Raw genomic sequence first — 25,522 nt, 5'->3', positions numbered from 1 at the left:
AGCTACGGGTCCCCGCGTCATCGTTATGGGCGTCTCCGGCTGCGGCAAGACCACCATCGGTGACCTGGTGGCCCGCGAGCTGGGCGTTCAGTTCCTCGACGGCGATTCCCTCCACCCCGTGGAAAACGTCGCCAAGATGGCGGCTGGCACCCCGCTGACCGATGAGGACCGCTGGCCGTGGCTCGCCACGGTGGGCAATGAACTGGCAGCTGCCACAGGCGGCCTGGTTCTGGCCTGCTCGGCTCTTCGCCGCAGTTACCGAGACGCCATCCGTGCCAAGGCGCCGGATACGGTGTTCCTTCACCTACACGGCAGCAAGGAAGTCCTGGGGTCGCGGCTGGAAGGCCGCTCCGGGCACTTTATGCCGGCAGCGCTGCTGGAATCCCAGCTGGCCACCCTCGAAGCGCTCGAAGCCGATGAGGCAGGCATCGTGGTGGACATCGCCGGTCCGGTGGACCAGGTGGTGGCCGACGCGCTGGCGGGCATCGCAGCTGCGGTGACTGCCGCCGTCGGAAGCCCCGCCCATGGTGCCACAGGCACCCCAGGGCGCCAGTTCGACGTCGACCTCCAGGCCGCGCCGTTCAACCTCGATGACGCAGCGCTCACCTGGGTGAACACCACCCTGGAATCGATGACGCTCGAGGAAAAGATCGGCCAGCTGTTCATCAACCACAACAACGACTACTCCCCGGAGTACCTCGACGGTGTGCTGGAGAACTTTCATGTGGGCGGCATGCGGTACCGCCCGGGCCCCTCCGCTGCCGTGCAGGAACACATCCGGCATGCGCAGTCGAAGTCCAAGGTGCCGCTGCTGGTGGCGTCCAACCCGGAAATGGGTGGCGCCGGAAGCTGCGACGACGGCACGTTTGTGTCCACGCACCTCCAGGCAGGGTCGCACCCGGACAAGTCCATCGCACGCCGGATGGGGCAGGTTGCCGGCGTTGAAACCGCAGCCCTGGGCTGCAACTGGGCGTTCGCGCCGATTGTGGACATCCACTACAACTGGCGGAACACGGTCATTTCCACCCGGGCCTTCGGCAACACGCCGGAGATCGTGGTGGAGCGGGCCAAGGAGTACTTCGACGGCATCAGTGAATCTCCCACTGCCTGCGCCATGAAGCACTTCCCGGGCGACGGCATGGACGAGCGCGACCAGCACGTGGTCACGTCCTACAACACTCTCGGCTACGACGAGTGGAACAAGACGTATGGCCGCGTGTACCGCGAAATGATCGGGCACGGCGTGCAGTCCATCATGATCGGGCACATCGGTGCGCCGGAGCTTTCCCGGCACTTCCGCCCGGGGCTGGCGGACAAGGACATCCTGCCCGCCACCCTGGCCCCGGAGCTGCTCCAGGACCTGCTGCGCGGCGAACTCGGATTCAACGGGCTCATCCTCACGGACGCCTCGCAGATGATCGGGCTCACCCAGGCCATGAAGCGCAAGGACCTGGTTCCTGCGACCATTGCCGCCGGGTGCGACATGTTCTTGTTCTTCCGCAACGCCGACGAAGACTTCCAGTACATGCTGGACGGCTACAAATCCGGCGTCATCACGGAGCAGCGCCTGCATGACGCCCTGCGCCGCATCCTGGCCCTCAAGGCCTCGCTGGGGCTGCACCTCAAGGACCGCAACGAACTGGTTCCGCCCGTGGAAGCACTCGCTGTGATCGGCAGCGAGGCGCACCGGGCCATCGCGGCGGAGATCGCGGACAAGACCGTCACCCTGGTCAAGGACACCGCGCACAACCTGCCCATCCGGCCGGAAACGCACAAGCGGATCCGCCTGTACGGCATCTCCGGCGGCTCGGACTTCACCCGGGCGGACCCGCTGGCGTACCTGGACACGGTCAAGGACGAACTGGAAAAAGCCGGCTTCGAGGTGCACCTGTTCAAAACCGCCGCCCAGCGCGAAGCTGCCGGGGAGACGGGCATCAACTTCATGTCCATCATCTCCGAGGAAGCCACCGGCGACTACGCGGACAAGTACGACGCCGCGTTTGTCTTCGCGAACGTCAAGGGCTTTGCCCAGGAGGCGGCCATCCGGATCAAGTGGTCCACCCCGATGGCCGCGGAAATCCCGTGGTACGTCACCGAGGTTCCCACGGTGTTCGTCTCGCTGAACCAGCCCAACCACCTCATCGACGTGCCGATGGTCAAGACCGCCATCCACGCCCATGCGGGAACTGTGGAGGCCATCCGGGCCACGATCGAGAAGATCATGGGCAAGTCTGAGTTCCAGGGGACGTTCAACGAGAACGTCTTCTGCGATTCTTTCGACACGCGGCTCTAGGGTTATCGCTGCGGTTTTAGGCTGACGACTCGCAGATGGAATGGCGCTACGCGGATACGCGTAGCGCCATTCCATTTCTGCGTCACAGGGCCCTTTCCGCGTCGAGGCCTCCAGTAAACTGGAGACCATGACTGCCACCCCTGATGCTGCTTCCAACACTGCTGCCCGTGCCCGCCTGCTGGAACTGATCAAGGAACTTGCCGTGGTCCGCGGCAAGGTGATCCTCTCCAGCGGCGCCGAGGCTGACTACTACATCGACCTGCGCCGCATCACGCTGCACCACGAGGCCTCCAAGCTGGTGGGCCAGGTCATGCTGGCACTGACGGACGACGCCGGGATCGACTTTGAGTGCGCCGGTGGCCTGACCATGGGTGCTGACCCCGTGGGCACCGCTGTGATGCACTCCGCCGTGGACGCCGGCCGCACCGTGGACGCGTTTGTGGTCCGCAAAGCCCAGAAGTCCTACGGCATGGGCCGCCAGGTTGAGGGCCCGTCGGTTGATGGCCGCAAGGTCCTGGTGCTGGAGGATACGTCCACCACCGGCGGCTCGGCGCTCACCGCTGTTGAGGGTGTCCGGAAGGCCGGCGGCAACGTCGTTGCCGTGGCCGTCATCGTGGACCGGGACACCGGTGCCAAGGAAAAGATCGAAGCCGAGACCGGTGTGCCGTACCTGTTCGCCTTCGGCAAGGACGAGCTGGGCCTCTCCTAGCGGGTTCACACCAGGGGTTACCCGAGGCCGGGGTTGCAGCGGCGGCTTCAGCTGTGGCTACGGTAGAGGTGTGCCGTACAGGGGGGAAGCAGATCCGCAGGAACAGCCAGGAGCTCATCAAGCCCGGCTGCTGGCCAATGCCGCCGCGCTCAAGCGGTTTTCGCGCCGCGGGTTCCTGGCCGGCACGGGCGCCTCGGCCCTGCTGGCAGCGGACATGCTGGTCACCCGCCGGGTCCAGGCGGAGCGGCAGGTCAACCGCATACTGCAGGTCGCGGACGACTTCGCCGACGCCTACTACCCGAACGCCAGCTGGTTCCTCTTACCCGGCTACAAGACCAGTTGGGAAGAGGCGCTCTGGATCCTGAACGCGATGCGTGGTGCGTTGAACAAGCGCGGCCAGCTGGCCGCCGTCGGCTATTCCAACCTAGGGCTGGACATCGACGAGGTGGTAATCGCCGTCATCGAACACGTCCGGGCGAAAAAGCTGACCAAGCTTTTCTTCTACGGCCACAGTTTCGGCGGCATGGTGGCCACCCAGGTGGCGGCGCGGCTCCGGGAATTCCACGGCGTGGAGGTTGACTTTATCCTGCTGGACTCCAGCCCCTACAGCCGGAGCGACGTGCTGGACGAGAGCTGGTTCGACGGCGTGGTGTTCCTGTATGAGAGCGGCTTCCGGGTCCCGTCCGTGGTCCGCGGCAGCTACGAACTGGGGGAGCGCGTCATCCACAAGGACGAGCGGACCTGGCGGCAGATTCTGGACCAGACCATGGAGCAGCTGTCCCCGATCGCCCCGTCCAGTGTGCTCATCCAGTCCGAGTCGGCGTACATCTACCACTTCGACGGAAACCGGTTTGTGGACAAGCTCGGCGCCACGCGGATGGCGTACATCGGCAACCCGAAAGACCGCACGGTCCGGTACCAGACGGCCAAGGACGCGTGGTCGGCAGCGTTCGGACCCCATATGGTCTCCATGGACCTGCAGACGGACGGGGCCCTGCCGGCGCACGCGAGCCCGGGCTGGAATCCGCTCATCTACCGGCCCATCGTGGAGCGGTTGATGGACGACTTTTTTCCGCTGCCCCGCGGCGGCTCGAAGGTGACGGTTTTTTAGATCTGGTTCTTCAGATCGGCCACGGAGTTCAGCACCTGGTTGGGCCGGAACGGGTAGGCGGCAATGTCTTCGCGCTGCGTAATGCCGCTGAGGACCAGGACCGTGTGCAGGCCTGCCTCCATGCCGGCGATGATGTCGGTGTCCATCCGGTCCCCGATCATTGCCGTGGTCTCCGAGTGCGCATCGATCTGGTTCATGGCGGACCGGAACATCATGGGATTCGGCTTGCCCACAATGTACGGTTCCCGGCCGGTGGCCTTCGTGATGAGCGCGGCGATGGCGCCCGTCGCGGGCATTGGGCCGTCCTTGGATGGGCCGGTGGCGTCCGGGTTGGTGGCAATGAAGCGGGCCCCGGCCAGGATCAGTCGGATGGCCATGGTGATGGCCTCAAAGGAGTACGTACGGGTTTCGCCGAGCACTACATAGTCCGGGTCCTGGTCGGTGAGGATGAAGCCTGCCTCGTGCAGCGCCGTCGTCAGCCCTGCCTCGCCGATGGTGTAGGCGCGGTTCCCGGAGCCGGAACCCCGCACCTGGTCCTTCAGGAAGGTGGCGGTGGCAAGCGCGGACGTCCAGATGTTTTCCTCGGGGATCTCCAGTCCGGAGGCCCGGAGCCGGGCGGCCAGGTCGCGGGGCGTGAAGATCGAGTTGTTCGTCAGCACCAGGAACCGCTTGGACGTGTCCACCCAGCGCTGGATCAGTTCGGCGGCCCCTGGGACGGCATGGTTTTCGTGGACGAGTACGCCGTCCATGTCTGTCAGCCAGCATTCGATCTCCTGGCCGCTGCGGTAAACCGCCGGTGAACCCTGTACCTGGTCTGCTTCTGCCACGTCTACCTCCGCCGGTGATGAATGCTCCAGGGGTCCAGTCTAGTGTTGAGGGGTGAAACAAATGCCCGGAACCCCAGCCGAACCTCTTCCGATTCCAGCGGAGGAGCCAGCGCCCCAGGAGGCGCCGGAGCCCAAGGCGGAGGTCGGCGTCGGGCCCTGGGAGGGTTCGTGGCCGGAAGGTGACCACTGGGATCCGGACCTGCTCGCAGACGGGGACCGCCGCAACGTGGTGGACCAGTACCGGTACTGGAAGCATGACGCGATCGTGGCGGACCTCGATTCGAAGCGGCACAACTTCCACATCGCCATCGAAAACTGGCAGCACGACCTCAACATCGGCACCGTGGTGCGCACCGCCAACGCGTTCCTCGCCAAGGAAGTCCACATCATCGGACGACGCCGGTGGAACAGGCGCGGGGCGATGGTCACCGACCGTTACCAGCACGTCCGCCACCACCCCACCGTGGAGGACTTTGTGGTGTGGGCGCAGGGGGAGGGGCTCGCGATCATCGGGATCGACATCTTCCCCGACTCCGTGCCCCTGGAGACGTATGAGCTGCCCAAGGACTGCGTCCTGGTGTTCGGCCAGGAAGGGCCCGGGCTGACGCCGGAGGTCCACGAGGCGGCCCTGGCCACCCTGTCCATCGAGCAGTTCGGCTCCACCCGCTCCATCAACGCCGCCTCCGCCGCCGCGATCGCCATGCACGCCTGGATCCGCCGGCACGTTTTCAGCCAGCCCGTCTGACCCGCGCCACTTCTGCCACCGCCGAGATGGCATTTCACGGCAGTCCCGGGCTCCGGCTTTGCCGTGAAATGCCATCTCGGTGCAGGCGCGGCTGGCCCCGGCGTTGAATCCGAGACGAAACTATCGGTAATCTTCGCGAATCCCTAGGCCCACAAGTTACCCGCCAGTAGCATGTGGCTGGATCACACTCACTGGCGAGTGTGGCACTGACTGGAGGTTCAATGAAGCATCCTTCTGTACGCGTCTGTTCGGCCCTTGTGTTGGCCGCGGTTCTCACCTTCGGTAGTGGCGCAGCAGCCAAAGCCGCTCCTGCCCCAGCCACAGCACCGGCGACGACCGCCAACCCGCTCGACTTCTACATCACCCCCGCCTCGCTTCCGGCCAACAACGGCGACCTCGTCCGGACGGAGCCGTCTGTCTTCTATGTCGATCCGCTCAAGACCATCCGGGCCCAGGCCTCCGTGCAGCGCATCATGTACCGCTCCGTGAACAGTTCCGGGGTGTCTGTCGCCGTGACCGGCACAGTGCTGGTGCCGTACGCGGCCTGGACCGGGTCCGGCCCGCGTCCGCTGGTCAGCTACGCCGCCGGAACCCAGGGGCAGGGGGACCAATGCGCACCGTCCCGGGCCATGGCCACCGGCGAGGAATACGAGGGGATCTTCATCGCCGGGCTGCTGGCGCGGGGCTACTCCGTAGCGGTGACCGACTATGAGGGTCTCGGCACGGCCGGCAGCCACACCTACATGGCGCGCGAATCGCAGGCGCACGCCGTCCTCGACGCCGCCCGTGCCGCCCAGCGGTTGGGGAACCCGCAGATCGTCCCGGCGGCCCGGTGGCGCTGGCCGGCTACTCGCAGGGCGGCGGCGCCTCGGCGGCCGCCGTCGAGCTTGCACCCCAATACGCTCCGGAGCTGAACCTTAAGGGCGCGTACGCGGGGGCGGTCCCCGCTGACCTTCCCGCCGTCGGACGAAACCTCGACGGCGGCCTGTACACCGGGTTCCTGCTCTACGCGGTAACGGGCATGGGCGCCGCCGGCGGACTGGACCTGAGCCCCCACCTCAACGCCGCCGGGCGGGCGAAGCTGGCGGCGACAGACAACGAATGCACCTTGCAGTCGATCGCCTCAAGCGGCTTCCTGAACACTGCGCAGCTCACGGTTTCGGGGCACAAGCTGAGCTCGCTGCTGGAGCTCCCCGAGCTGAAAACCGTCATTGCCGCACAGAAGATCGGCAACGGCCGGGCGCCGCAGGTCCCCGTACTGCTCTCGCACAGCGTCCTCGATGACGTCATCCCCTACGACCAAGGCAGGCAGCTGGCCAGGCGCTGGTGCGCCGCCGGATCGTCGGTGTATTTCGATGTCACGGCCGAGGCCACCCACATTGGCGGCTACGCGGCCGCCATCCCGCAGGCGTTCATCTTCCTGGAGCGCCGCTTCGCGGGCCGGTCCGCCGTGAGCAACTGCTGGCTGTACGGCTAAACGCCTGCGCGAGATGGCACTTCGCGGCAGTCCCGGGCTCCGACACTGCTCTGAACTGCCACCTCGGTGCGCGGCGGTACGCCAGCCTGTGGATAACCCTCCACGGCCCGGCCGGATCGGCAAGAATTTGGGGATGCACAGGGCCCCGCTTCCCGAACACCTGACCGCTGGTTCGTTCTCGCTTCGTATGTCCGACAAAGCCGGCGTCACCAGGACACGCACGGCCGCCAAGGACCTGGCCACCGTTTCCCGCGGCATCCGCGTCCACCTGGATTCAGGGGCCAACGGTGCTGCGGCGTTGCGGGCCTACACGGAACTGGACGGCTCGTCCGCCCTGACCCATGTCTCGGCCGCCCGGGTTTGGCGTGCTGCCCTTGGGTGGACGCTTGAGTTTGACTGGCGGGTCCACCTATCCCGCCGCCCGGGGTTCAGCATGCCGCGCAGGGCCAACGTGGTGGGGCACCTGTTGACCTTCCTTCCCGGGGAGCTCGTGGAGTACGACGGCGTCCGGCTCACCTCGCCTGCCCGGACCTGGCTGGATTTGGCATCAATGGCCGGCGTGGACGAACTTGTCATCGCGGGGGATTCGCTGGTCTGCTCCCACGGCGAGGAGTTCCCAATGCCACGTGACCCGCTGTGCACGGAGGAGGACTTGAATGCCATGGTCGCGGAGCATCCCGGAATCAGGGGAGCCAGGTTGGCCAGGGCGGCGTTGGAGCTGATCCGCGTCGGTGCCGACTCGAGGCCCGAAACCGAGATGCGCCTGGCTTTGGTCCATGCGGGCCTGCCCGAGCCGGAACTGAACCACGTCCTGCGGGGAGTGCAGGGCTCCCCGGTGTTGTGGCCTGACGCGGCCTACCTCGAGTGGCGGATCTCCATCCAGTACGACGGCGCGGGCCACGGTGACGCCGAGCAGTACCGGCGGGACATCCGGCGGGAAGCCCTGACACGCGAGCTCGGCTGGCTTGAGGTGCGCATATCCAAAGACGACCTCGCAGGGGAGCGTCCCGCCGTCGTGCGTAAAGTCCGGGCCGCACTGGAAAGCCGCGGCTGGCGCCGGTGACCACGCCGAAATGACAGATCACGGCAGTCCGGCCGCGCGGCACTGCCGTGAAATGCCATCTCGGTGCGGCGTGTGAGCGTTAGTGTTACCGGCCCGCGTGACCCGAAACACTGCCCCTGCACAGAAATGGCTAGGATGGTGGCTAGCCGTAAGAGGTCTACTCTCCAGGGTCACAACCCATAGACGAAAACTCAGCATAGGAGTCACCATGCCCATTGCAACCCCAGAGATCTACTCCGAGATGATCGACCGTGCCAAGGCCGGAGGCTTTGCGTTCCCGGCGGTCAACGTGACATCGTCGCAGACCCTGAACGCAGCCATCCGCGGTTTCGCTGAGGCTGAGTCCGATGGCATCATCCAGGTTTCCACCGGTGGCGCAGCGTACTGGTCCGGCGCATCGGTGAAGGACATGGTGGCCGGTTCGCTCGGCTTCGCCGCCTTTGCCCGCGAAGTGGCCAAGAACTACAACGTCAACATCGCCCTTCACACTGACCACTGCCCCAAGGACAAGCTGGACGGCTTTGTCCTGCCGCTGCTGGCAGCTTCCGAGGCGGAGGTCAAGGCCGGCCGCAACCCGATCTTCAACTCGCACATGTGGGACGGCTCGCACGAGGCCCTTGAAGACAACCTGCGCATCGCCCGTGACTTGCTGGAGCGTTCCGCCGCGGCCAAGATGATCCTCGAGGTCGAAATCGGCACTGTCGGTGGCGAGGAAGACGGCGTTGAGAACGAGATCAACGAGAAGCTCTACACCACCACCGAAGACGCCCTGGCCACCATTGAGGCCCTCGGTGCCGGCGAAAACGGCCGCTACATGACGGCGCTGACCTTCGGCAACGTCCACGGCGTGTACAAGCCCGGCGGCGTGAAGCTGCGCCCGGAGCTGCTCAAGCAGATCCAGGCCGAAGTTGGCGCCAAGATCGGCAAGGAGAACCCGTTCGACCTCGTGTTCCACGGCGGCTCCGGCTCGTCCGACCAGGAAATCGCTGACGCCGTTTCCTACGGTGTCATCAAGATGAACATCGACACCGACACCCAGTACGCCTTCACCCGCCCGGTGGCCGGCCACATGCTCGCCAACTACGACGGCGTGCTGAAGATCGACGGCGAAATGGGCAACAAGAAGACCTACGATCCCCGCGTCTGGGGCGCTTCAGCCGAGGCCGGCATGGCTGCCCGCATCGTCGAGGCCGCCCGCCAGCTCGGCTCCGTCGGCAAGACGTTCTAGCCATGTCGGACGAGTTCCGCAGGAACCTCATGGGCCCGGAGCCAACGCTCCTGCCTGCCGAGACCGACGTCTACGCGCAGCTGGACGCCGGCGCCGAAGCCCTGGACCTGGTGGAAAAGCACCCCACATCGTCGCTGTTGTGGGCTGTCCTGGCGGAGGAGGCGTGGGCCGAGGGCCGCACCATCGATTCCTACGCCTACTCGCGCGTTGGCTACCACCGCGGGCTGGACTCGCTGCGCCGCAACGGCTGGCGCGGCGTGGGCCCCATCCCGTGGGAGCACGGACCCAACCGCGGCTTCCTGCGGGCGCTCTACTCGCTGGGCCGCGCGTCCGCGGCCATCGGCGAAGCCGAGGAACCGGAACGCATCGAGAAGTTCCTCAACGACTCGGACCCGGCAGCCAAGGCAGCCATCGAGGGTAAGTAGGTCCCCACCGCCTCCCTCGCTTCGCTCAGCCAGGGAACCCTCGGCGGCGGAGGCCCCGTTTACGGCGGGCGGTCACCTTTTCAGGAAGGTGGCCGCCCGCCGTCATAACTTCCGGTGGTTGAGCCGGGCCCACGACCGCAGGGTTCCCTGGCCGAGCTTGCGAGGTGAGGGAGCGGTTGGGGAGCGAAACCTACCCGGCCATTGCGGCATGTGCCGGCCGGCCCAGCGGGATGACCAGCGGGGTGAGCGAGACGGGGTCTTCGATGACTCGGCAGGGCAGCCCGAAGACTTCTTCCACCAGTTCCTCGGTAATGACGTCGGCCGGCGCGCCCTCGGCCACCACCCGCCCGTCCTTCATGGCCACGATGTTGTCCGCGTAACGGCTGGCGTGGTTGAGGTCGTGGAGTACCGCCACCAGGGTATAGCCACGCGTGCGGTTCAGTTCGCGGAAGAGTTCCAGCAGCTCGATCTGGTGGGCGATGTCCAAGAACGTTGTGGGTTCATCCAGCAGGAGCAGCGGGGTTTCCTGGGCCAGCACCATGGCAACCCAGACGCGCTGCCGCTGCCCGCCGGACAACTCGTCCACCAGCGTGGCGGACAGTGCGGTCACGCCGGTCATGGCCATGGCTTCCGTTACGGCCGCCTCATCCTCCTTGCTCCACTGGCGCAGCAGCTTCTGGTGCGGAAAGCGGCCGCGGGCCACCAGCTCGGCTACGGTGATGCCGTCGGGGGAAATGGACGACTGCGGCAGCAGGCCCAACGTGCGGGCCAGTTCCTTGGCGGGGATGGCGGAGATGGAGCGGCCGTCGAGGACCACCTCGCCGGCGTGCGGCTTGATCAGGCGGGCCAGGGTTTTCAGCAGCGTCGACTTGCCGCAGGCATTCGGTCCCACGATGACGGTGAAGCGGCCGTCGGGGATGGTGAGGGAAAGTTCCCTGCTGACGATTTTCCGGTCATACCCTGCACTGAGCCCGCGGGCCTGCAGTCGCGCGGGAGCCTTGGTGGAGATGCTCACGACTTCCTCGCTTCCCTGGCCAGCAGCCAGATGAGATAAATACCGCCGATGGAGACGGTGACGACGCCCACGGGCAGTTGAATGGGCGAAAACAGGCGTTGTGCCGCGAAGTCGCTGGCAGCCAGGAGCAGCGCCCCGACGAGGGCGGAGGGCAGCAGGGCGATACCGGCGCTGCCGGTCATCCGGCGGGCCAGCTGCGGGGCGGCCAGCGAAACGAAGGCAATGGGACCGGCGGCTGCGGTCACGGCGGCGGTAAGTCCGACGCCGAGCACCACCAGGGCGATCCGCACCGGTTCGGCGCGAACTCCCAGCGCCTTGGCAGCGTCGTCGCCCAGTTCCAGTGTGCGCATGGAGGGCACCACGAAGACCGCGGCGAGGAGTGCGACGGCGATGACGGCTGCCGCGGGCCAGGCCTGCTCCCAGCTGATGCCGTTGAGGGACCCCGCGCCCCAGACGGCGGCGCTCATGGCCACCTCAAGCTCAGCCTGCAGGACGATCCAGTGATTGACCGAGGCCAGCACGGCGCTGACGCCGATGCCCACGATGATCAGCCGGAACCCCTGGATGCCGTGGCGGTAGGCCAGCAGGTAGACGGCCAGGGCAGTCAACAGCCCGCCGATCAGTGCGCCGCCGGCGATTTGAATGGCGCTGCCGCCCATGGTCAGGATGACCAGCAGCGCGCCGGTGTAGGCTCCGGTGTTGAAGCCGATGATGTCCGGGCTGCCCAGTGGGTTGCGGGTCAGCGACTGGAAAATTCCGCCGCTCACGCCCAGGGCCGCGCCGAACAGCACCGCCATCAGGACACGCGGCAGCCGCCATTCCATCACGACGGTCTGGGCCATGCTTTCCGCGGACCCCGTGAAGGCGCGCAGGACCTGCTCAACGCTGATCTCCAGTGCGCCGCTGGCGAGGGCCATGACAGATACCGCCATGGTGAGGAGCACCACCGGGATGCCCACGGCAACTGTCCTGCGGCTGACGCGGAGGCTGATTCCCCCGCCGGGGGTGCGGATCTGCCAGGCGGCTTTGCCGAAATCGACGCTCACAATGCACTGGCCTTCCGGCGCCGGGCGAGGGCCACCAGCACCGGTGCGCCGATGAAGGATGTCACGATGCCCACCTGGAGCTCGCCGGGTACCACCACCCGGCCCAGGACATCAGACACCAGCAGCAGCAGTGGTGAAAGGACCAGGGTGTACGCCATGATCCAGCGCTGGTCCGGCCCGATCAGCCAGCGGGCCACATGCGGAATCATCAGGCCAATGAAGCCGATAGGACCGGCCGCGGCGGTGGCTGCACCGCTGAGCAAGGTGATGGCGACGAGCCCCAGGATGCGCGTCCGGTTCGAGTTGGCACCCAGTGCGGTGGCCAGTTCGTCGCCCAGCGACACCGCATTCAGGCCACGGGTGGTGACCACGGCTATCAGCAGGCCCGCCCCGATGAACGGCGCCGCCACCAGGACTGTCCATGGACCGGCTGTCCAGCGAGCCGATGCTCCAGGACCGCAGCTGGTCGAAGGCCCGTGGGTTAGTGAGCGTCAGCCCGGAGGAAATACCCGTCAGCACAGCCCCCAGTGCCACGCCCGCGAGGGTGATCCGCACAGGGTTCACGATGTTCCGGCCGGCGCTGCCTATGAAGTACACAACCGCGGCTGCCAGCACGGCGCCCCCCAGCGCGAACCACACGTATCCGCTCAGTGTAGAGACGCCAAAGACGCCCACGGCTATCACAATGGCAAAGGTCGCCCCGGCGTTAACGCCCAGCACGCCCGGGTCCGCGAGCGGGTTGCGTGTGATGGCCTGGATCAGTGCGCCGGCCGCTCCCAGGGCCATATCCCGGCAATGATGCCCAGCAAGGTCCGCGGCAGGCGGTTCTCCAGGATGATGGCGTGGTCCGCGGTATCCGCGTAGGCAAAGAAGGCCTGCAGCACCGACTCCAGCGGAATGGACTTGGCGCCGATGGCGAGGCTGAGCAGCGCGGCGCCGGTGAGGGCACCAACTGCGGTCAGCAGCAGGACCAGCCGCCAGCTGCCCCGCCGGACCGCGCCAGGGCTGGGCGGCATCTCTGCCAGGACGCCCGCCGCGGTGACAGTGAAGTGAGTGCCGGCGTTCGGCCGTGATTCCCCGGGGATGGTGTCTTGTTGCATGGGTATAGGGCGCTCCGGCACGGGTTGGGGACCTTCCGGGCAACGCCCGGATCAAGGATCACATTCTAATTAGGTTATCCTTACTTCGTGAAAATTGACGATTCAGTGACGGACCACGAGTCCGCACGTACCCGCATCCGCGGACGAAGCTCCGGCCTCAAAGTCGCCGGTGCCCTGCTAGTTCTTGGCATGCTGGCCGGTTGCGGCAGCTCCAACACTGCATCCGGTACCGCCGGCAACGCAGAGGTTGCCACCGGCGGATCCAAGTTCACCACCGCCGACGCGGAGACTGCCAAGCTCGGCAGCGACGCCGAGGCCGGCGAATTCCCCCGCGTCATCAAGCACGCCAACGGCGAGACCACTCTCGACAAAAAGCCGGAGCGCGTCGTTGTCCTGGACACCGGTGAGCTCGACGCCCTGGTCTCCCTGGGCGTCACTCCTGTGGGCATGGCCACTACGGAGGGTGCCAACGCGGTCCCCGGCTACCTGGCTGACAAGGTGGCCGGCGTGGAAACTGTGGGCACTATCCAGGACCTGAACCTCGAGGCGATCGCTGCCCTGAAGCCGGACCTCATCATCGGCAGCAAGCTGCGTGCGGACAAGCTCTACCCGCAGCTTTCCCAGATTGCTCCCACCGTCTTCAGCATCCGCCCGGGGTTTCCGTGGAAGGAAAACTTCCTGTTGGCTGGCGAGGCACTGGGCGAGGAGACCAAGGCGGTCGCCGCGCTCAACGCCTACCAGGCCAAGGCCGATGAACTGAAGGCTGCAGTCCCGGACGACCAGAAGGTATCCCTGGTCCGCTTCTTGCCGGGCAAGATCCGCCTCTACGCCAACAAATCGCTCATCGGCGTGATCCTGAAGGACGCCGGCATCGCCCGGCCGGAGAACCAGGACATAGACGAGCTGGCTGCGGAGATCTCTGCCGAGAACATCGGCGACGCCGATGCCGACTGGATCTTCTACAGCAGCTACGGCGAGCCCTCCGCCACCGGGGAAACCTCTGTTGTTGAAGGCGCCGTCTGGCCCCGACTCGAGGCCGTCAAGTCCGGCCACGCCAAGGCCGTCAGCGATGACACCTGGTTCCTGGGCCTTGGTCCCACCGGCGCTTCGCTGATCCAGGATGAACTCAAGGACCTGCTTACCGCGGGCTGAGAAGTCAGCCAAGCACTTAAGGAAGTACGACGGCGGGCGGTCACCTTTCCAGGAAAGGTGACCGCCCGCCGTCGTCCCCACCGGTAATTGAGCGTTCCGGTGGTTAGACCTTCGCGAGCCCTGTGCGGGCCATGGCGTCGGTGTAGACGACGCGCATTTCCTCGAGGTATTGTTCCTGCCGTGCGGGCGTCCCGGCGAAGGCGCGGCCGCTGAGGGAGCGGACCTTGTAGGTCTTCAGCCCGCGGCGCCAGAGCAGCGGAACTTCGGTCTTCAGCAGCAGGTTGGCCAGGCGGTTGGCTTCGGTGCCGTGGGCCACGATCACCGAAGCGCGGGGGACCACGGCGAGGAACTTCAGCAGCGGCTTGAGGCCGGCGGAAATCTGGTCCGGCGTGAACTTGCCGTTGACCTCGCCGGGGGTGTGCCACGGGTGTACGTTCCAGGGCATCACGAACTCGGGGCGCAGGCCCAGCTTCCACTGGATGCCGAGCATGCGGGTGGCGGCGTCTTCGTCGCCGGCGGTGATGAAGCCGGAGGGGTCAGCCTCGCCGATGTTGGAGTAGAGGCTGATGATGCGGCACTCGTCCACGTCGTGCATGGGGTCAACGTAGGGGACTTCGGTGTGGGGCTTGACACTCTGCAGGGAATCGCACAGCTCGTTGACGGCGGCAACGTTGGGCTCGTAACGGCGGCTCAGGAGCTGTTCACGGAGGGATTCTGGGGCCAGGGCTGTCATATAGTGCAATGTCTCCTGCGGGGCTCGGCGATGCTGCCAATCCGGAAAATGGGCGCGTGATGGGCGCGCCGGTCCGGCGTGGTTTCAAATGTGGTGTGGACCGATTCCTGGTCGATCTCTATCAGTTTAGCAAGCCCCGCGAAATGCGGGGCCCGGCCCCGGCCTCCCGTGATGGACGGCACAGGGCGAGCAGGCCTTGTCAAGTTAATTGACAGCTTTCGTTTAGCTTGATTGGCTTCTGTGACAGCGCGCAATAAGGACGTTGCGGCTGGTCGCACCCTCCATGCACTCGAAAGAGGTAACGTACCGTGAACAAAACCCTGGCAACCTTAAGGACCGCGGCCGTATCCGGAGCCCTGGTTCTGGCGGCACTCGCCGCGCCGGCACCGTTGGCCCATGCCGTGGGCGAAGGCCCCAACTATGACGGCAACGGCCAGATCACCACCTCGAAACTGGCAACCTATGACGAGTTGGTCTCCTTCCTGAAGGATCAGGACACCCGCCAGCCAGCCATGGACCTGGAGGTGATCGGCCAGACTGTCAAGGGCCGGGACATCCACCTGGTGAAGTACATTTCGGACCCGGCCAAGCCCACCATCCTGTACTTGACCCAGCAGCACGGAAATGAGCAGCTGACCACCGAGGGTGCCATGGCATTCGTGAAACACCTGGGAACCGGGAAATCGGGGGACATCCTGGACGGAGTGAACATCCTCATTGTTCCCATGCTCAACGCCGACGGCGCGATGGGAGATGTGAACTTCCCTCTGGACGACTACCTGGCCAAGGGAGACCGCAACATGACGCGGTACAACGCCGAGGAGGTGGACCTGAACCGCGACCACGTCGCCAAAATCCAGCCCGAAACCCAGTCACTCCACACCAACGTCATGCGCAAGTACAACATTGACTACATGATCGACCTGCACCACCAGGGCACCCGGAGCGAACGCGACGGAAAGCTGGTCTCCGGGTCCATCCTGTACCCCACCACGCCCAATGCCGATCCGGCTGTTGTGGAAAAGTCCAAGCAGCTGGGCGCCGTGGTCTTTAATAACGTCGACTCCACCGGCTGGGGCCACTTGGGCAAGTATGTGGGCGGCAGCGCCGAGACCATCAGCCGCAACGGCATCGCAGTGGAGTACGGGATCGCTACCCTGCTCTTCGAAATGCGTGGCATGTCTGATCACTATCTGGACGGCTACGCCCTCGGACTCCGCAGCAACGGTTACCTGATCCAGCAGACAGTGACCACGCTGACGGCCACTGCGGCGGCCATCGCTGACGGTTCGATTGCCGACGCCGACACGTCCTTCTGGGACAGCCTGGACACCCAGACGTCCAGTCCCGGCGAGGAAGCTGACGACGAGTAGTAGACCGCGGGAAGTCTGCCCGTGGTCCTTTGCCGCGCGCGAAGGGCCACGGGCACCCTATTGAGTGGACAAAGTCCGTGATCGGCTAAACTTGGGTGGTAAGAGCCCCGGACTCTTGCGTGGTTGGCCGCCGTAGCGGTCCGGCCAGGCTATGGCCTTCGGGGCATTCTCATGAACGGCGCTACGCAGGCCTGCCATCTCGGTGGACGGACCTGTGCGGCCCGAACGAATGGGGGAGGATCCCATGCCAGCAATCGTGATCGTAGGAGCCCAGTGGGGCGACGAAGGAAAAGGCAAGGCCACCGATCTTCTCGGCGGCCGCGTTGACTACGTCGTAAAGCCCAACGGCGGCAACAATGCCGGGCACACCGTCGTCGTAGGCGGTGAGAAGTATGAGCTCAAACTCCTTCCGGCCGGCATTTTGAGCCCCAACGCGATTCCGATCATCGGCAACGGCTGTGTGGTGAACCTCGAGGCCCTGTTCCAGGAGATCGAAGGCCTGCAGGCCCGTGGCGCGGACACGTCCAAGCTGCGCATCTCCGCCAACGCGCACCTCGTGGCGCCCTACCACCAGGTCCTGGACAAGGTCACCGAGCGTTTCCTCGGCAGCCGCGCCATCGGCACCACCGGCCGCGGCATCGGCCCCGCGTACATGGACAAGGTGGCCCGCCTGGGCATCCGCGTCCAGGACGTCTTCGACGAGTCCATCCTCCGCCAGAAGGTGGAAGGGTCCCTGCGCCAGAAGAATGAACTCCTGGTCAAGGTCTACAACCGCCGCGACATTGTGGTGGACGAGATCGTGGACTACTTCCTGGCCTTCGCCGAGCGCCTGCGCCCGCTGGTCATCGACAGCACCCTGGTCCTCAACAACGCCCTGGACGAGGGCAAGGTTGTGCTTATGGAAGGCGGGCAGGCCACGTTCCTGGACGTGGACCATGGCACCTACCCGTTCGTGACCTCCTCCAACCCGACCGCCGGCGGCGCGTCCGTTGGCTCGGGCATCGGCCCCACTAGAATCTCCCGCTCCATCGGCATCATCAAGGCCTACACCACCCGTGTCGGCGCCGGACCGTTCCCCACCGAACTGTTCGACGAGATGGGCATGTACCTGCAGAAGACCGGTGGCGAGTTCGGCGTAAACACCGGCCGCCCGCGCCGCTGCGGCTGGTACGACGCCGTCCTGGCCCGCCACGCTTCCCGCGTGAACGGCTTCACGGACTACTTCGTCACCAAGCTGGACGTCCTCACGGGCATCGAGCAGATCCCGGTCTGCGTTGCCTACGACGTCGACGGTGTGCGGCACGACGAAATGCCGATGACGCAGACCGAGTTCCACCACGCAGTGCCCATCTTTGAGTACTTCGACGGCTGGACCGAGGACATCACCGGTGCCCGCACCCTGGAGGATCTCCCCGAGAACGCCCGCAACTACGTGCTGGCCCTCGAAAAGCTCTCCGGCACGCGCTTCTCCGCGATCGGCGTCGGCCCGGACCGCGACCAGACCATCGTGGTCCACGATCTGATCAACGACTAGCTTTACTGAATTACGACGGCGGCGGGTCACCCTGGTGGGTGGCCCGCCTTTGTTCTGCGTGGGGTTTGTGCGGAATTTACACAGGGTTTACGCGGCCGGTCTTGTGGGGCTATACGCGGCCCGGACAGACTCTTAAGCACACCCTGAACTGATCAGCAGATCGTTCCACCAGACCCGTAGGTGCCGGACGCAGCGATGCTTCCGGGACCGCCCGTGGCGAAGATGCCGCCCGGACGGGACCCGCAGACCGGAAGGATTTACCATGGCCGGGAAGTTTGAAGTTTTTTTGGACTCGGATTCACGGTTCAGGTTCCGCCTCAAGGCGCCGGATGGCACAGTGGTGGCCGTGTCCGGGGCCTTCGAGGATAAGTCCGCCGTGGCTGCCGGGATTGCCGCCGTCCGCGAATGCGCCGGGACAGGGCTGGTCACCGATCTCAGCCCCGCCGCCAAGGTTGCACCGCCGGTCCCCGTACCCGCCCCTGTGGTGTTCCCCGCCCAACTCCAGCCGGACTGCGGGGACCAGCCCGTTCCCGCCACCAGGCCCCACACGTTTGTTATTGCCAAGACGCCGCGCCGGAGGGTGACTGCGCCGCGCTGGACCTGACCCACGCCGGACGTAGGCGGCGCAAGAACCCCCCGACGTCACGGTCCCGGAAAGTTTTTTGTCCGACCGAGTAACCCCTGCGGTGCCTGGAGCGATTACCCCTGTGAAGCGCCGGTCTGGAACTTGTCCCCCATCATGTTCCAGCCCGGCTCTTTTTGTTACCGGAGGGTAAAGTTAGCTGGCGAGGGCATTCCGCCCATGACGTGCGGGCCCTACGCCGCGCAAGCCCAGTCCCCTCCACCGAAGGCCCTGTGTCCGTGACCGATGCACTGACAGACGACGTTCTGCGTGCGCGCGCCCGCGATCCGGAGCTCTTCAGCATCGTGTACCGAACCTACGCGTCACAGGTCCTGGGCTACCTCACAGCCCGCGGGGTAGAAGATCCGGAGGCGGTTATGCAGGAAGTCTTCATCGCCATCCTGCCACGGCTGCAGAAGGTTACCGGCGGCGTGGCCGGGCTGCGCACGTTTGTCTTCTCCGTGGCGCACGCCAGGATGGTGGACGATCACCGGAGACAGCAGCGCACCCCCAGTAAACTCCCGTTCGAACCGGACCTTGACGGACGCGTGGAGTCCTCGGCCGAGGCTGAAGTGCTGCAGCGGATTTCCCCGCAGGAAGTGGCGGATCTTCTCAACGAATTGCCGGATGAACAGCGGGAAGTGCTGTCGTTACGCCTTGTCGCGGGCCTTACTGTGGATCAGGTGGCCGCTGTGATGGGCAGGAGTGCCGGTGCCGTCAAACAGCTCCAGCGCCGTGCATTGATCCGGCTGCGCGAGCAGTCTGCAGTGAAGGAGTACGTGGCGCCATGACCTCCAATGCCAGCTCCCTGATCCGGACCATTGATGAAATGCTCCTTGACGCCGGTGTGGACGATGCCGCCGGCCTCCGCGAAACCCTTCTCGCGGTGGGCTCCCTGGGCTCCCTGCCTGCACCCGAGCCCGGCCATGAACTGGCGGCACTCCTGTCTGGCCAGACCCACCAGCTCGCCCGGCACCGGCTCCTCCGGAAGCACCGGACCACTGTTGTGGGCCTTGCCGTCATTGCGGGGATGGGGCTGGGCGTCACCGGGGTGGCCGCCACCGGCACCGCTCCGGACGCGCAGGCCAGCAGCTCCATCCAGAAGTTGTTGCAGGACTGGGCTCCCGGCTGGTCCATCGCGGGGACTCCCGCCGCCAGCGGAACCGCCGCAAATCCGGCGGAGGCGCAGTTGCCCGCGGAGCCGGCAACCCACAACGACGCGGCGCCGGCACAGCCCCAAACTGTTGAACGGGAAACTGCCCCGCCGGCGAAAGGTCCGGAAAACGCCGGCCAGGACCGGGGCGCGGAGCCGGCCGGCCGCGGAATCGGTACGCCGTCGGGTACGTCAAGGACGGACGACGGCGGCGCGCCGGGGAACGCTGCGGGCGTCACCCGTGACGCCGCTGCCGGACTCGACGAGGCCGGAGAGCTGGTTGCCGGTACCCTGGCCGAAGCCGCGGCGGCGGGGGAGTCCCTGACGTCAGCCATCGTCCCTCCGGCACTGACAGAAAAAACCGGGGCCGGCAGTGCCGGTCCCGGTTCAATCTGGCTGAAGAAGTTCACCCGCTAATCCGGATCTCCGGCAGGAAGAGCCTTTCCTCCAGGAAGAGCCTCTTCGTCAGGAAAGCAGCTGCCGCCTGGAGGAGATCACGCCGGTGTCGAAGCCGGCCAGGTGCAGCCCGCCATGGAACCGGGCATGCTCGATCTTCACGCAGCGGTCCATCACCACGTTGAGCCCGGCGGCTTCCGCGTCCGTGGCCACGTCCTCATGCCAGGAGCCGAGCTGCAGCCAGAGGGTTTTGGCGCCGGCCGCGATGGCTTCGTCCAGGACACCCGGGAGGTCATCGTGCTTGCGGAACACATCCACGATGTCCGGGCTTTCGGGAAGATCGGCCAGTGAGGCGTACGTCGGTTCACCAAGGATCTCCTTGACCACGGGGTTCACGAAGTACACCTTGTACCGCGTGGACGACTGCAGGTACGTCGCCACAAAATAGCTGGCCCGGGACGGCTTGTCCGAGGCGCCCACGATCGCAATCGAGGTGGCTGCCCGCAGCAGGTTCAGGCGCTCCGGAGCGGAAGGTCCGGTCCAGGTACGTTCGCCGGTGCTCATACGTTCGCTCCAACCGTGCAGGAATCCGCGTCGGTGGTTGAGCTCGCCCCGGTGGAGGAATCCGCGTTGGTGGTTGAGCCTGTCGAAACCGACGCCGCGTCCAGTGCCTGGTCCAGGTCCCACAGGATGTCCTCGATGTCCTCCAGGCCCACGGAAATGCGGACCAGGTCCTCGGGGACGCCCGCCGACTCCAGCTGGACCGGGCTCAGCTGCTGGTGCGTGGTGGAACCCGGGTGGAGCACCAGGGTGCGGGAATCGCCAACATTGGCCAGGTGTGAGGCCAGCTGCAGGGATTCGATGAACTTCTGCCCGGCCGTGCGGCCGCCTTTCACCCCGAAGGAGAACACGGAGCCGGGTCCCAGGGGCAGGTACTTCTTCGCGCGCTCAAAGTGCGGGTGCGAGGGAAGCCCGGAGAAGTTGACGTAGGCCACGCGGGGATCGGCTTCGAGCCATTCGGCCACGGCCTGCGCGTTTTTGAGGTGCTCGTCCAGGCGCTGCGGCAGGGTTTCCACGCCCTGCAGCAGCTGGAAGGCCGAGAGCGGCGACAGTGCCGGGCCGATGTCGCGCAGCTGTTCGCAGCGCAGCTTGGTGAGGAAGCCGTATTCGCCGAAGTTGCCCCACCAGGAGACATTTCCGTAGGAAGCCACGGGCTCGGTCATGGTGGGGAACTTGCCGTTGCCCCAATCAAACCGGCCGCTTTCCACGATCACGCCGCCCAGGGTGGTGCCGTGCCCGCCGAGGAACTTGGTGGCGGAGTGGATGACGATGTCGGCGCCGTGTTCGATCGGGCGCACCAGGTACGGCGTGCTCAAGGTGGCGTCGACCACGAGGGGGACGCCGGCGTCGTGCGCTACCTTCGCGAGGGCCGCCAGGTCCTGGACTTCCGACGACGGGTTGGCCACCACCTCGACGAAGATCGCCTTGGTGTTTTCCTGGACCGCCGCGGCATAGTCCGCGGGGTCGGTGCCGGGGACGAACGTGGTGTCAACGCCGAAGCGGCGGAGGGTCACGTCCAGCTGGGTGACGGTGCCGCCGTAGAGCTGGGAGGCCGCCACGATGTGGTCGCCGGACTGCGTCAGTGCGGCGAAGGTGATGAACTCCGCGGCCATGCCCGACGACGTCGCCACCGCACCGATGCCGCCCTCCAGGGAGGCGATGCGCTCTTCGAACGCGGCCACGGTGGGGTTGCCGATGCGGGAGTAGATGTTGCCGTACTTCTGCAGCGCGAACAGGTTGGCGGCGTCCTGCGTGTCCTTGAACACGAAGGACGTGGTCTGGTAGATGGGCACCGCGCGGGCGCCGTGCTCAGCGTCGGGCGTGCCGCCGGCGTGCAGCGCGCGGGTGCGGAAACCGAACTTGCGGTCAGCCATTACGCAGTCACCAGTCCGGTGGTTGAGCTTGTCGAAACCCCGGTCTCGACAGGCTCGACCACCAGCAGCTCGGTGCCGTTTTTGCGGGCCAGGTCGGCTTCGAGTTCGCGGACGATTGGCAGGATGTCTTGGCCGAAGGCGGCCACTTCCTCCTGGAAGTGCAGGTAGCCGGTGAGGAAGAGGTTCACGCCGATCTTCTTGTACTCGATGATCCGTTCCGCGATCTGCTCGGGGGTGCCGATCAGCTGGGTCTTGAAGCCGTCGTTGTACTGGACCAGGTCCTCGAAGCTCGAGTCGGCCCACATGCCCTTGCCGTCCTTGGTGGACGCGCCGGCCTCCTGCACGGCGTCGCGGAAGCCCTGGACGGCGGGCTTGTGCGCCTTCTCGACGATTTCGCGCAGCGTGTCGCGGGCTTCCTTCTCGGAATCACGGGCGATGACAAAGCCGTTGAGGCCAAACCTCGGAGAGGGCAAAGCGGCGGCCAGGGCGCCCTGGGTGCCGCGCCGGGTCTCACCCGCCGCCGCAACAACGCCGGAGATGTTCTCCTTGAAGCCTTCCAGGTCTTTGCCGTTGGAGAAGTACCAGTCAGCCACGCGGCCGGCGGTGGCCTGCGCCGCCGTCGAGTTTCCGCCGAAGAAGACTTCGGGGTGCGCGCGGCCGGGAACGTCCACGGGGGCCGGGTTCAGGGTGAAGTCGGTGATGTTGTAGTACTTGCCGGCCTGACTGTACTCCTGCTCGGTCCACAGTCCGCGGAGCACTCTGATGAATTCCTCGGTGCGGACGTAGCGTTCGTCGTGCTCCAGCCAGTCGAGGCCGAAGTTGGTGAATTCGTTCTTGAGCCAGCCGGAGACGATGTTGACGGCGGCGCGGCCGTTGGAGATGTGGTCCGCGGTGATGATGAATTTGGCCAGGACGCCGGGGTGCCACATGCCCGGGTGGACGGCGGCGATGACCTTCAGGCGCTCCGTGGCCGCGAGCAGGGCGAGGCTGAAGGACGTGGCCTCGTGCTGCTTGTCGGCCCCGTAGGACGCGGCGTACCGGGTCTGCGTCAGGGCGTATTCGAAGCCGGAGTTCTCGGCGATCTGCGCGAGTTTCTTGTTGTAGTCAAAGTCCCAGCCGGTGCGCTGTTCGATGGTGGAGACCACCAGGCCGCCGGAAACGTTCGGTACCCAGTACGCAAACTTGAGCGGCTCTGAAAGGCGGGCAACGTTGCTGATGTCTGTCATGAGTTTTCCTTTACTAGGGCCCGCTCGCGCAGGACGTCCTGGATTCCGGCGATCGCCGGTTCGTTTTGGAGTGAGGTGGTGTCGCCCAGGGCGGTCCCCTCAAATAATTGGGTGAGCAGCCGGCGCATGATCTTGCCGCTGCGGGTCTTGGGTACGTCGGGAACGACGACGACGTCGCGCGGCTTCGCGATGGGGCCGATCGCCTTCGCGACGTGGTTGCGGAGCTCCTCGGTGGTTGAGCTTGTCGAAACCCCGCGCTTTAGTACGACAAAAGCGACAATCGCGTGCCCGGTCTTGGGGTCGGCCACCGGACAGACGCCGGCCTCCACCACGTCCGGGTGGGACACCAGCGCCGACTCGATCTCGATGGTGGACAGCAGGTGGCCGGAGACGTTGAGGGTGTCGTCCACGCGGCCCAGGATCCAGATGTCGCCGTCGGCGTCGTACTTCGCACCGTCGCCGGCCAGGAACCAGCCCTGTTCCACATACTTGCTCCAGTAGGAGTCGTAGTAGCGGCGGGGGTTGCCCCAGACGGTGCGCGCAATGGCGGGCCCGGGGGTGTCCACCACAATGAAGCCCTGGACGCCCGGCGGCACTGTATTGCCGGCGTCGTCCACGATCCTGGTGCTGACGCCCGGCAGCGGGCGGGCGGCGCAGCCCGGCTTGAACTCGGTGTCCGTGGGGGCGGGGGAGAGGATGGTGGCGCCGGTTTCGGACTGCCACCACGTGTCCACCACGGGTGCGGTGCCGGCGCCGACATTCTGGCGCAGCCAGCGCCACGCTTCAGGGTTCACGGCTTCACCCACCGTGCCGAGCATGCGGATGGAGGAGAGGTCGTAGCTGTCCGGCACGCCATCAGGGAACCAGCCCATCAGGGAGCGGACCAGGGTGGGCGCGGTGTAGTACTGCGTGACGCCGTAGCGTTCGATGATTTCGAAGTGGCGGCCCGGGTGCGGGGTGTTGGGCGTGCCTTCGAAGATCACCTGGGTGGCGCCGTTGGAGAGCGGGCCGTAGATCTCGTAGGTGTGCGCCGTGACCCAGGCGAGGTCCGCGGTGCACCAGTGCACGTCCTGGTCACGGAGTGCGGGATCCGGGTTGCTGAAGAGGTGTTCGAAGCTCCAGGACGCCTGGGTCAGGTAGCCGCCGGATGTGTGGACCAGGCCCTTGGGCTTACCGGTGGTCCCGGAGGTGTACATGATGAACAGGGGCGTTTCGGCGTCGAACGCCTCCGGTTCGTGGACGTCCGCGGCGCTCCCGACGGCGTCATGCCACCACACGTCGCGGCCTTCAGTCATGGGGACGGCGGCCAGGTTCTCCGGCGCCGTGGTGCGGTTGACGACGAGCACGTGCTCGATCGCGTTGTCCCCGGCGACGGCAGCGTCCGCGTTGTCCTTAACGGGCACGGCGACACCGCGGCGGAACTGGCCGTCCGTGGTCACCAGGAGCTTGGCTCTCGTGTCCTCGACACGGAACTTCAGGGCCTCCGCGGAGAAGCCACCGAAAACGAGCGAGTGGATGGCGCCGATCCGGGCCACTGCGAGGGTGATGACCACTGTTTCGGGGATGACCGGAAGGTAGATGACCACGCGGTCGCCCTTGGTGACTCCCAGGGCCAGCAGGGCGTTGGCCGCCTTGGAGACTTCGCGCTGCAGTTGCGTGTACGTGACGGTGCGGCGGTCGCCGGGCTCGCCTTCGAAGTGGAGGGCCACGTTGTCGCCCCTGCCATTGGCGACGTGGCGGTCCACGCAGTTGTAGGCGACGTTGAGCTTGCCGCCCTCAAACCAGGTGATCTCCGGGCCTTTTCTGGCCGCGGCGTCGGCCGGGACGCGGCGGTGGGCCGTGTGCCACGGCTTGCGGCCGGGGGTTCCTGCGGGCTGAGCCCAGTCCAGGCGGAGGGCCTGCTGTTCCCAAAATGCCACATTGTCCGGCTGGGCGGCTTCGTGCTCCGCCGTGTGCTGCGCGGCGGTGGTGCTGCTGATTGTGCTGCCGTGACGGGCCGGCCCGCCGGACGGTGCGCCGTGCACAGCGTCGTCCTGCAGCCCGGTCGAGGACCATCCCGATGGGCTGTTGGTGGGGCCGGCCGCGTCACGCAGCCCTGCTTCGATCGCCGTCGCGTTCGAAGTGGATTGGAGAGAGTCCGTTGCGGCGGCCGCTGCTGCGGCGCTGACGGGACTCAGGGTAGATAAAGGCGTGGCAGAGGATAAATCTGATGTCATAGATGTGCTCCATCGATCCTGGCGGTAGCACCCTTCGCTGTGTGCCGAGGATGGTCGCCTCAACGCGTACAGCGTTTGGTCAGGGATGCTGCGGCTTCATCGATCCAGGTCTCTCGGCCGCTCGGGATGGTCACTACCACTACA

The 25,522-nt window shown here is 66.0% G+C and carries 23 protein-coding genes and 1 pseudogene; 15 read left to right on the top strand and 9 right to left on the bottom strand.

The genetic code is table 11. The features are described from left to right. Positions 1-25 precede the first annotated feature (25 nt). The 3 genes from MUN23_RS06015 (at position 26) to MUN23_RS06005 (ending at position 4,113) form a co-directional block, all read left to right on the top strand. A complete protein-coding gene (locus tag MUN23_RS06015; RefSeq protein WP_248764005.1) occupies positions 26-2,293 on the top strand; it encodes a gluconokinase, GntK/IdnK-type in 2,268 nt (755 codons plus the stop codon). 127 nt (positions 2,294-2,420) lie between these two features. Continuing rightward, positions 2,421-3,002: an orotate phosphoribosyltransferase gene (pyrE, locus tag MUN23_RS06010; RefSeq protein ID WP_248762991.1), complete on the top strand. Its 582-nt coding sequence runs from the start codon at positions 2,421-2,423 to the stop codon at positions 3,000-3,002. A 70-nt stretch (positions 3,003-3,072) separates the two neighbouring features. After that, a complete protein-coding gene (locus MUN23_RS06005) occupies positions 3,073-4,113 on the top strand; it encodes an alpha/beta fold hydrolase (RefSeq protein ID WP_248762990.1) in 1,041 nt (346 codons plus the stop codon). Here the strand turns inward: MUN23_RS06005 and MUN23_RS06000 are convergent. Further along, a complete protein-coding gene (locus MUN23_RS06000) occupies positions 4,110-4,940 on the bottom strand; it encodes an HAD-IIA family hydrolase (protein ID WP_181037246.1) in 831 nt (276 codons plus the stop codon). The two genes, MUN23_RS06005 and MUN23_RS06000, sit on opposite strands and share 4 nt — an antisense overlap. A 61-nt stretch (positions 4,941-5,001) precedes the next feature. Between MUN23_RS06000 and MUN23_RS05995 the strand changes: the two genes are divergently transcribed. The 6 genes from MUN23_RS05995 to MUN23_RS05975 all read left to right on the top strand — a co-directional run bounded on the left by MUN23_RS05995 (position 5,002) and on the right by MUN23_RS05975 (position 9,878). Then, positions 5,002-5,685: a TrmH family RNA methyltransferase gene (locus MUN23_RS05995; protein ID WP_371875984.1), complete on the top strand. Its 684-nt coding sequence runs from the start codon at positions 5,002-5,004 to the stop codon at positions 5,683-5,685. Between the two features lie 221 nt (positions 5,686-5,906). Then, positions 5,907-6,599, top strand: coding sequence for a lipase family protein (locus MUN23_RS23450; RefSeq protein ID WP_256468702.1), 693 nt, complete (start codon positions 5,907-5,909; stop codon positions 6,597-6,599). Then, entirely contained in the window at positions 6,518-7,162 is a 645-nt protein-coding gene (locus MUN23_RS05990; protein ID WP_256468701.1) for a lipase family protein, read from the top strand. Before MUN23_RS23450 ends, MUN23_RS05990 begins: the two co-directional genes overlap by 82 nt. 133 nt (positions 7,163-7,295) lie before the next feature. Then, positions 7,296-8,225, top strand: coding sequence for an endonuclease domain-containing protein (locus MUN23_RS05985; protein WP_248762988.1), 930 nt, complete (start codon positions 7,296-7,298; stop codon positions 8,223-8,225). Between the two features lie 208 nt (positions 8,226-8,433). Further along, on the top strand, positions 8,434-9,453 hold the full coding sequence (gene fbaA, locus MUN23_RS05980; protein WP_248762987.1) for a class II fructose-bisphosphate aldolase: 1,020 nt from the start codon (positions 8,434-8,436) through the stop codon (positions 9,451-9,453). A 2-nt stretch (positions 9,454-9,455) separates the two neighbouring features. Next, positions 9,456-9,878 carry a DUF3151 domain-containing protein gene (locus MUN23_RS05975; RefSeq protein WP_248762986.1) on the top strand — a complete coding sequence of 141 codons (423 nt, stop codon included), beginning with the start codon at positions 9,456-9,458 and terminating at the stop codon, positions 9,876-9,878. A gap of 190 nt (positions 9,879-10,068) precedes the next feature. Here the strand turns inward: MUN23_RS05975 and MUN23_RS05970 are convergent, their stop codons facing one another. The 3 genes and pseudogenes from MUN23_RS05970 to MUN23_RS05960 all read right to left on the bottom strand — a co-directional run bounded on the left by MUN23_RS05970 (position 10,069) and on the right by MUN23_RS05960 (position 13,039). Then, positions 10,069-10,893 (bottom strand): ABC transporter ATP-binding protein, encoded by an 825-nt coding sequence (locus tag MUN23_RS05970; RefSeq protein ID WP_248762985.1) that lies wholly within the window; start codon positions 10,891-10,893, stop codon positions 10,069-10,071. Then, the gene (fepG, locus tag MUN23_RS05965) at positions 10,890-11,939 is read right to left on the bottom strand and encodes an iron-enterobactin ABC transporter permease (protein WP_248762984.1); all 1,050 of its coding nucleotides are present in this window, start codon (positions 11,937-11,939) and stop codon (positions 10,890-10,892) included. Before fepG ends, MUN23_RS05970 begins: the two co-directional genes overlap by 4 nt. Beyond that, positions 11,936-13,039 (bottom strand): annotated as a pseudogene (locus MUN23_RS05960) (iron chelate uptake ABC transporter family permease subunit). Before MUN23_RS05960 ends, fepG begins: the two are co-directional and overlap by 4 nt. Positions 13,040-13,228: 189 nt before the next feature. Between MUN23_RS05960 and MUN23_RS05955 the strand changes: the two are divergent. Continuing rightward, positions 13,229-14,191, top strand: coding sequence for an ABC transporter substrate-binding protein (locus MUN23_RS05955; protein ID WP_248764004.1), 963 nt, complete (start codon positions 13,229-13,231; stop codon positions 14,189-14,191). A gap of 103 nt (positions 14,192-14,294) precedes the next feature. Here the strand turns inward: MUN23_RS05955 and MUN23_RS05950 are convergent, their stop codons facing one another. After that, a complete protein-coding gene (locus tag MUN23_RS05950; RefSeq protein WP_056348638.1) occupies positions 14,295-14,924 on the bottom strand; it encodes a uracil-DNA glycosylase in 630 nt (209 codons plus the stop codon). A gap of 308 nt (positions 14,925-15,232) precedes the next feature. Between MUN23_RS05950 and MUN23_RS05945 the strand changes: the two genes are divergently transcribed. The 5 genes from MUN23_RS05945 (at position 15,233) to MUN23_RS05925 (ending at position 20,023) form a co-directional block, all read left to right on the top strand. Next, entirely contained in the window at positions 15,233-16,297 is a 1,065-nt protein-coding gene (locus MUN23_RS05945) for a M14 family zinc carboxypeptidase (RefSeq protein WP_248762983.1), read from the top strand. 244 nt (positions 16,298-16,541) lie between these two features. Continuing rightward, positions 16,542-17,831 (top strand): adenylosuccinate synthase, encoded by a 1,290-nt coding sequence (locus MUN23_RS05940; RefSeq protein WP_056348633.1) that lies wholly within the window; start codon positions 16,542-16,544, stop codon positions 17,829-17,831. A 262-nt stretch (positions 17,832-18,093) separates the two neighbouring features. Continuing rightward, positions 18,094-18,435 carry a DUF1508 domain-containing protein gene (locus tag MUN23_RS05935; RefSeq protein WP_248762982.1) on the top strand — a complete coding sequence of 114 codons (342 nt, stop codon included), beginning with the start codon at positions 18,094-18,096 and terminating at the stop codon, positions 18,433-18,435. A 257-nt stretch (positions 18,436-18,692) separates the two neighbouring features. Further along, on the top strand, positions 18,693-19,244 hold the full coding sequence (locus MUN23_RS05930; RefSeq protein WP_248762981.1) for an RNA polymerase sigma factor: 552 nt from the start codon (positions 18,693-18,695) through the stop codon (positions 19,242-19,244). Continuing rightward, positions 19,241-20,023, top strand: a complete 783-nt coding sequence (locus MUN23_RS05925) for a hypothetical protein (protein WP_248762980.1) — start codon at positions 19,241-19,243, stop codon at positions 20,021-20,023. The genes MUN23_RS05930 and MUN23_RS05925 overlap by 4 nt, the downstream gene beginning before the upstream one ends. Positions 20,024-20,071: 48 nt before the next feature. On the opposite strand, the gene MUN23_RS05920 is transcribed toward MUN23_RS05925, so the two are convergent. The 4 genes from MUN23_RS05920 to acs are packed head-to-tail and all read right to left on the bottom strand — an operon-like array spanning position 20,072 to position 25,378. Beyond that, entirely contained in the window at positions 20,072-20,566 is a 495-nt protein-coding gene (locus tag MUN23_RS05920) for a CoA-binding protein (protein WP_248762979.1), read from the bottom strand. Beyond that, positions 20,563-21,936 carry an O-acetylhomoserine aminocarboxypropyltransferase/cysteine synthase family protein gene (locus MUN23_RS05915; RefSeq protein ID WP_248762978.1) on the bottom strand — a complete coding sequence of 458 codons (1,374 nt, stop codon included), beginning with the start codon at positions 21,934-21,936 and terminating at the stop codon, positions 20,563-20,565. Before MUN23_RS05915 ends, MUN23_RS05920 begins: the two co-directional genes overlap by 4 nt. Continuing rightward, entirely contained in the window at positions 21,936-23,162 is a 1,227-nt protein-coding gene (sfnG, locus tag MUN23_RS05910; RefSeq protein WP_248762977.1) for a dimethylsulfone monooxygenase SfnG, read from the bottom strand. The genes MUN23_RS05915 and sfnG overlap by 1 nt, the downstream gene beginning before the upstream one ends. Further along, on the bottom strand, positions 23,159-25,378 hold the full coding sequence (gene acs / locus MUN23_RS05905; RefSeq protein ID WP_248762976.1) for an acetate--CoA ligase: 2,220 nt from the start codon (positions 25,376-25,378) through the stop codon (positions 23,159-23,161). The genes sfnG and acs overlap by 4 nt, the downstream gene beginning before the upstream one ends. Positions 25,379-25,522: the final 144 nt, after the last annotated feature.

Source organism: Pseudarthrobacter sp. SSS035 (genome assembly GCF_023273875.1).
GTDB lineage: Bacteria > Actinomycetota > Actinomycetes > Actinomycetales > Micrococcaceae > Arthrobacter.
Note: the sequence above shows the minus strand (reverse complement) of the source record. Positions and strands in the feature narration are given on the sequence as shown.

Bases quoted from the DNA above. Each gene is read 5' to 3' on its own strand.
- MUN23_RS06015 (WP_248764005.1), top strand. From the start codon at position 26: ATGGGCGTCTCCGGCTGCGGCAAGACCACCATCGGTGACCTGGTGGCC.
- pyrE (WP_248762991.1), top strand. From the start codon at position 2,421: ATGACTGCCACCCCTGATGCTGCTTCCAACACTGCTGCCCGTGCCCGC.
- MUN23_RS05995 (WP_371875984.1), top strand. From the start codon at position 5,002: ATGCCCGGAACCCCAGCCGAACCTCTTCCGATTCCAGCGGAGGAGCCA.
- MUN23_RS23450 (WP_256468702.1), top strand. From the start codon at position 5,907: ATGAAGCATCCTTCTGTACGCGTCTGTTCGGCCCTTGTGTTGGCCGCG.
- MUN23_RS05985 (WP_248762988.1), top strand. From the start codon at position 7,296: ATGCACAGGGCCCCGCTTCCCGAACACCTGACCGCTGGTTCGTTCTCG.
- fbaA (WP_248762987.1), top strand. From the start codon at position 8,434: ATGCCCATTGCAACCCCAGAGATCTACTCCGAGATGATCGACCGTGCC.
- MUN23_RS05975 (WP_248762986.1), top strand. From the start codon at position 9,456: ATGTCGGACGAGTTCCGCAGGAACCTCATGGGCCCGGAGCCAACGCTC.
- MUN23_RS05955 (WP_248764004.1), top strand. From the start codon at position 13,229: ATGCTGGCCGGTTGCGGCAGCTCCAACACTGCATCCGGTACCGCCGGC.
- MUN23_RS05950 (WP_056348638.1), bottom strand. From the start codon at position 14,924: ATGACAGCCCTGGCCCCAGAATCCCTCCGTGAACAGCTCCTGAGCCGC.
- MUN23_RS05940 (WP_056348633.1), top strand. From the start codon at position 16,542: ATGCCAGCAATCGTGATCGTAGGAGCCCAGTGGGGCGACGAAGGAAAA.
- MUN23_RS05935 (WP_248762982.1), top strand. From the start codon at position 18,094: ATGGCCGGGAAGTTTGAAGTTTTTTTGGACTCGGATTCACGGTTCAGG.
- MUN23_RS05925 (WP_248762980.1), top strand. From the start codon at position 19,241: ATGACCTCCAATGCCAGCTCCCTGATCCGGACCATTGATGAAATGCTC.
- MUN23_RS05920 (WP_248762979.1), bottom strand. From the start codon at position 20,566: ATGAGCACCGGCGAACGTACCTGGACCGGACCTTCCGCTCCGGAGCGC.
- MUN23_RS05915 (WP_248762978.1), bottom strand. From the start codon at position 21,936: ATGGCTGACCGCAAGTTCGGTTTCCGCACCCGCGCGCTGCACGCCGGC.
- sfnG (WP_248762977.1), bottom strand. From the start codon at position 23,162: ATGACAGACATCAGCAACGTTGCCCGCCTTTCAGAGCCGCTCAAGTTT.
- acs (WP_248762976.1), bottom strand. From the start codon at position 25,378: ATGACATCAGATTTATCCTCTGCCACGCCTTTATCTACCCTGAGTCCC.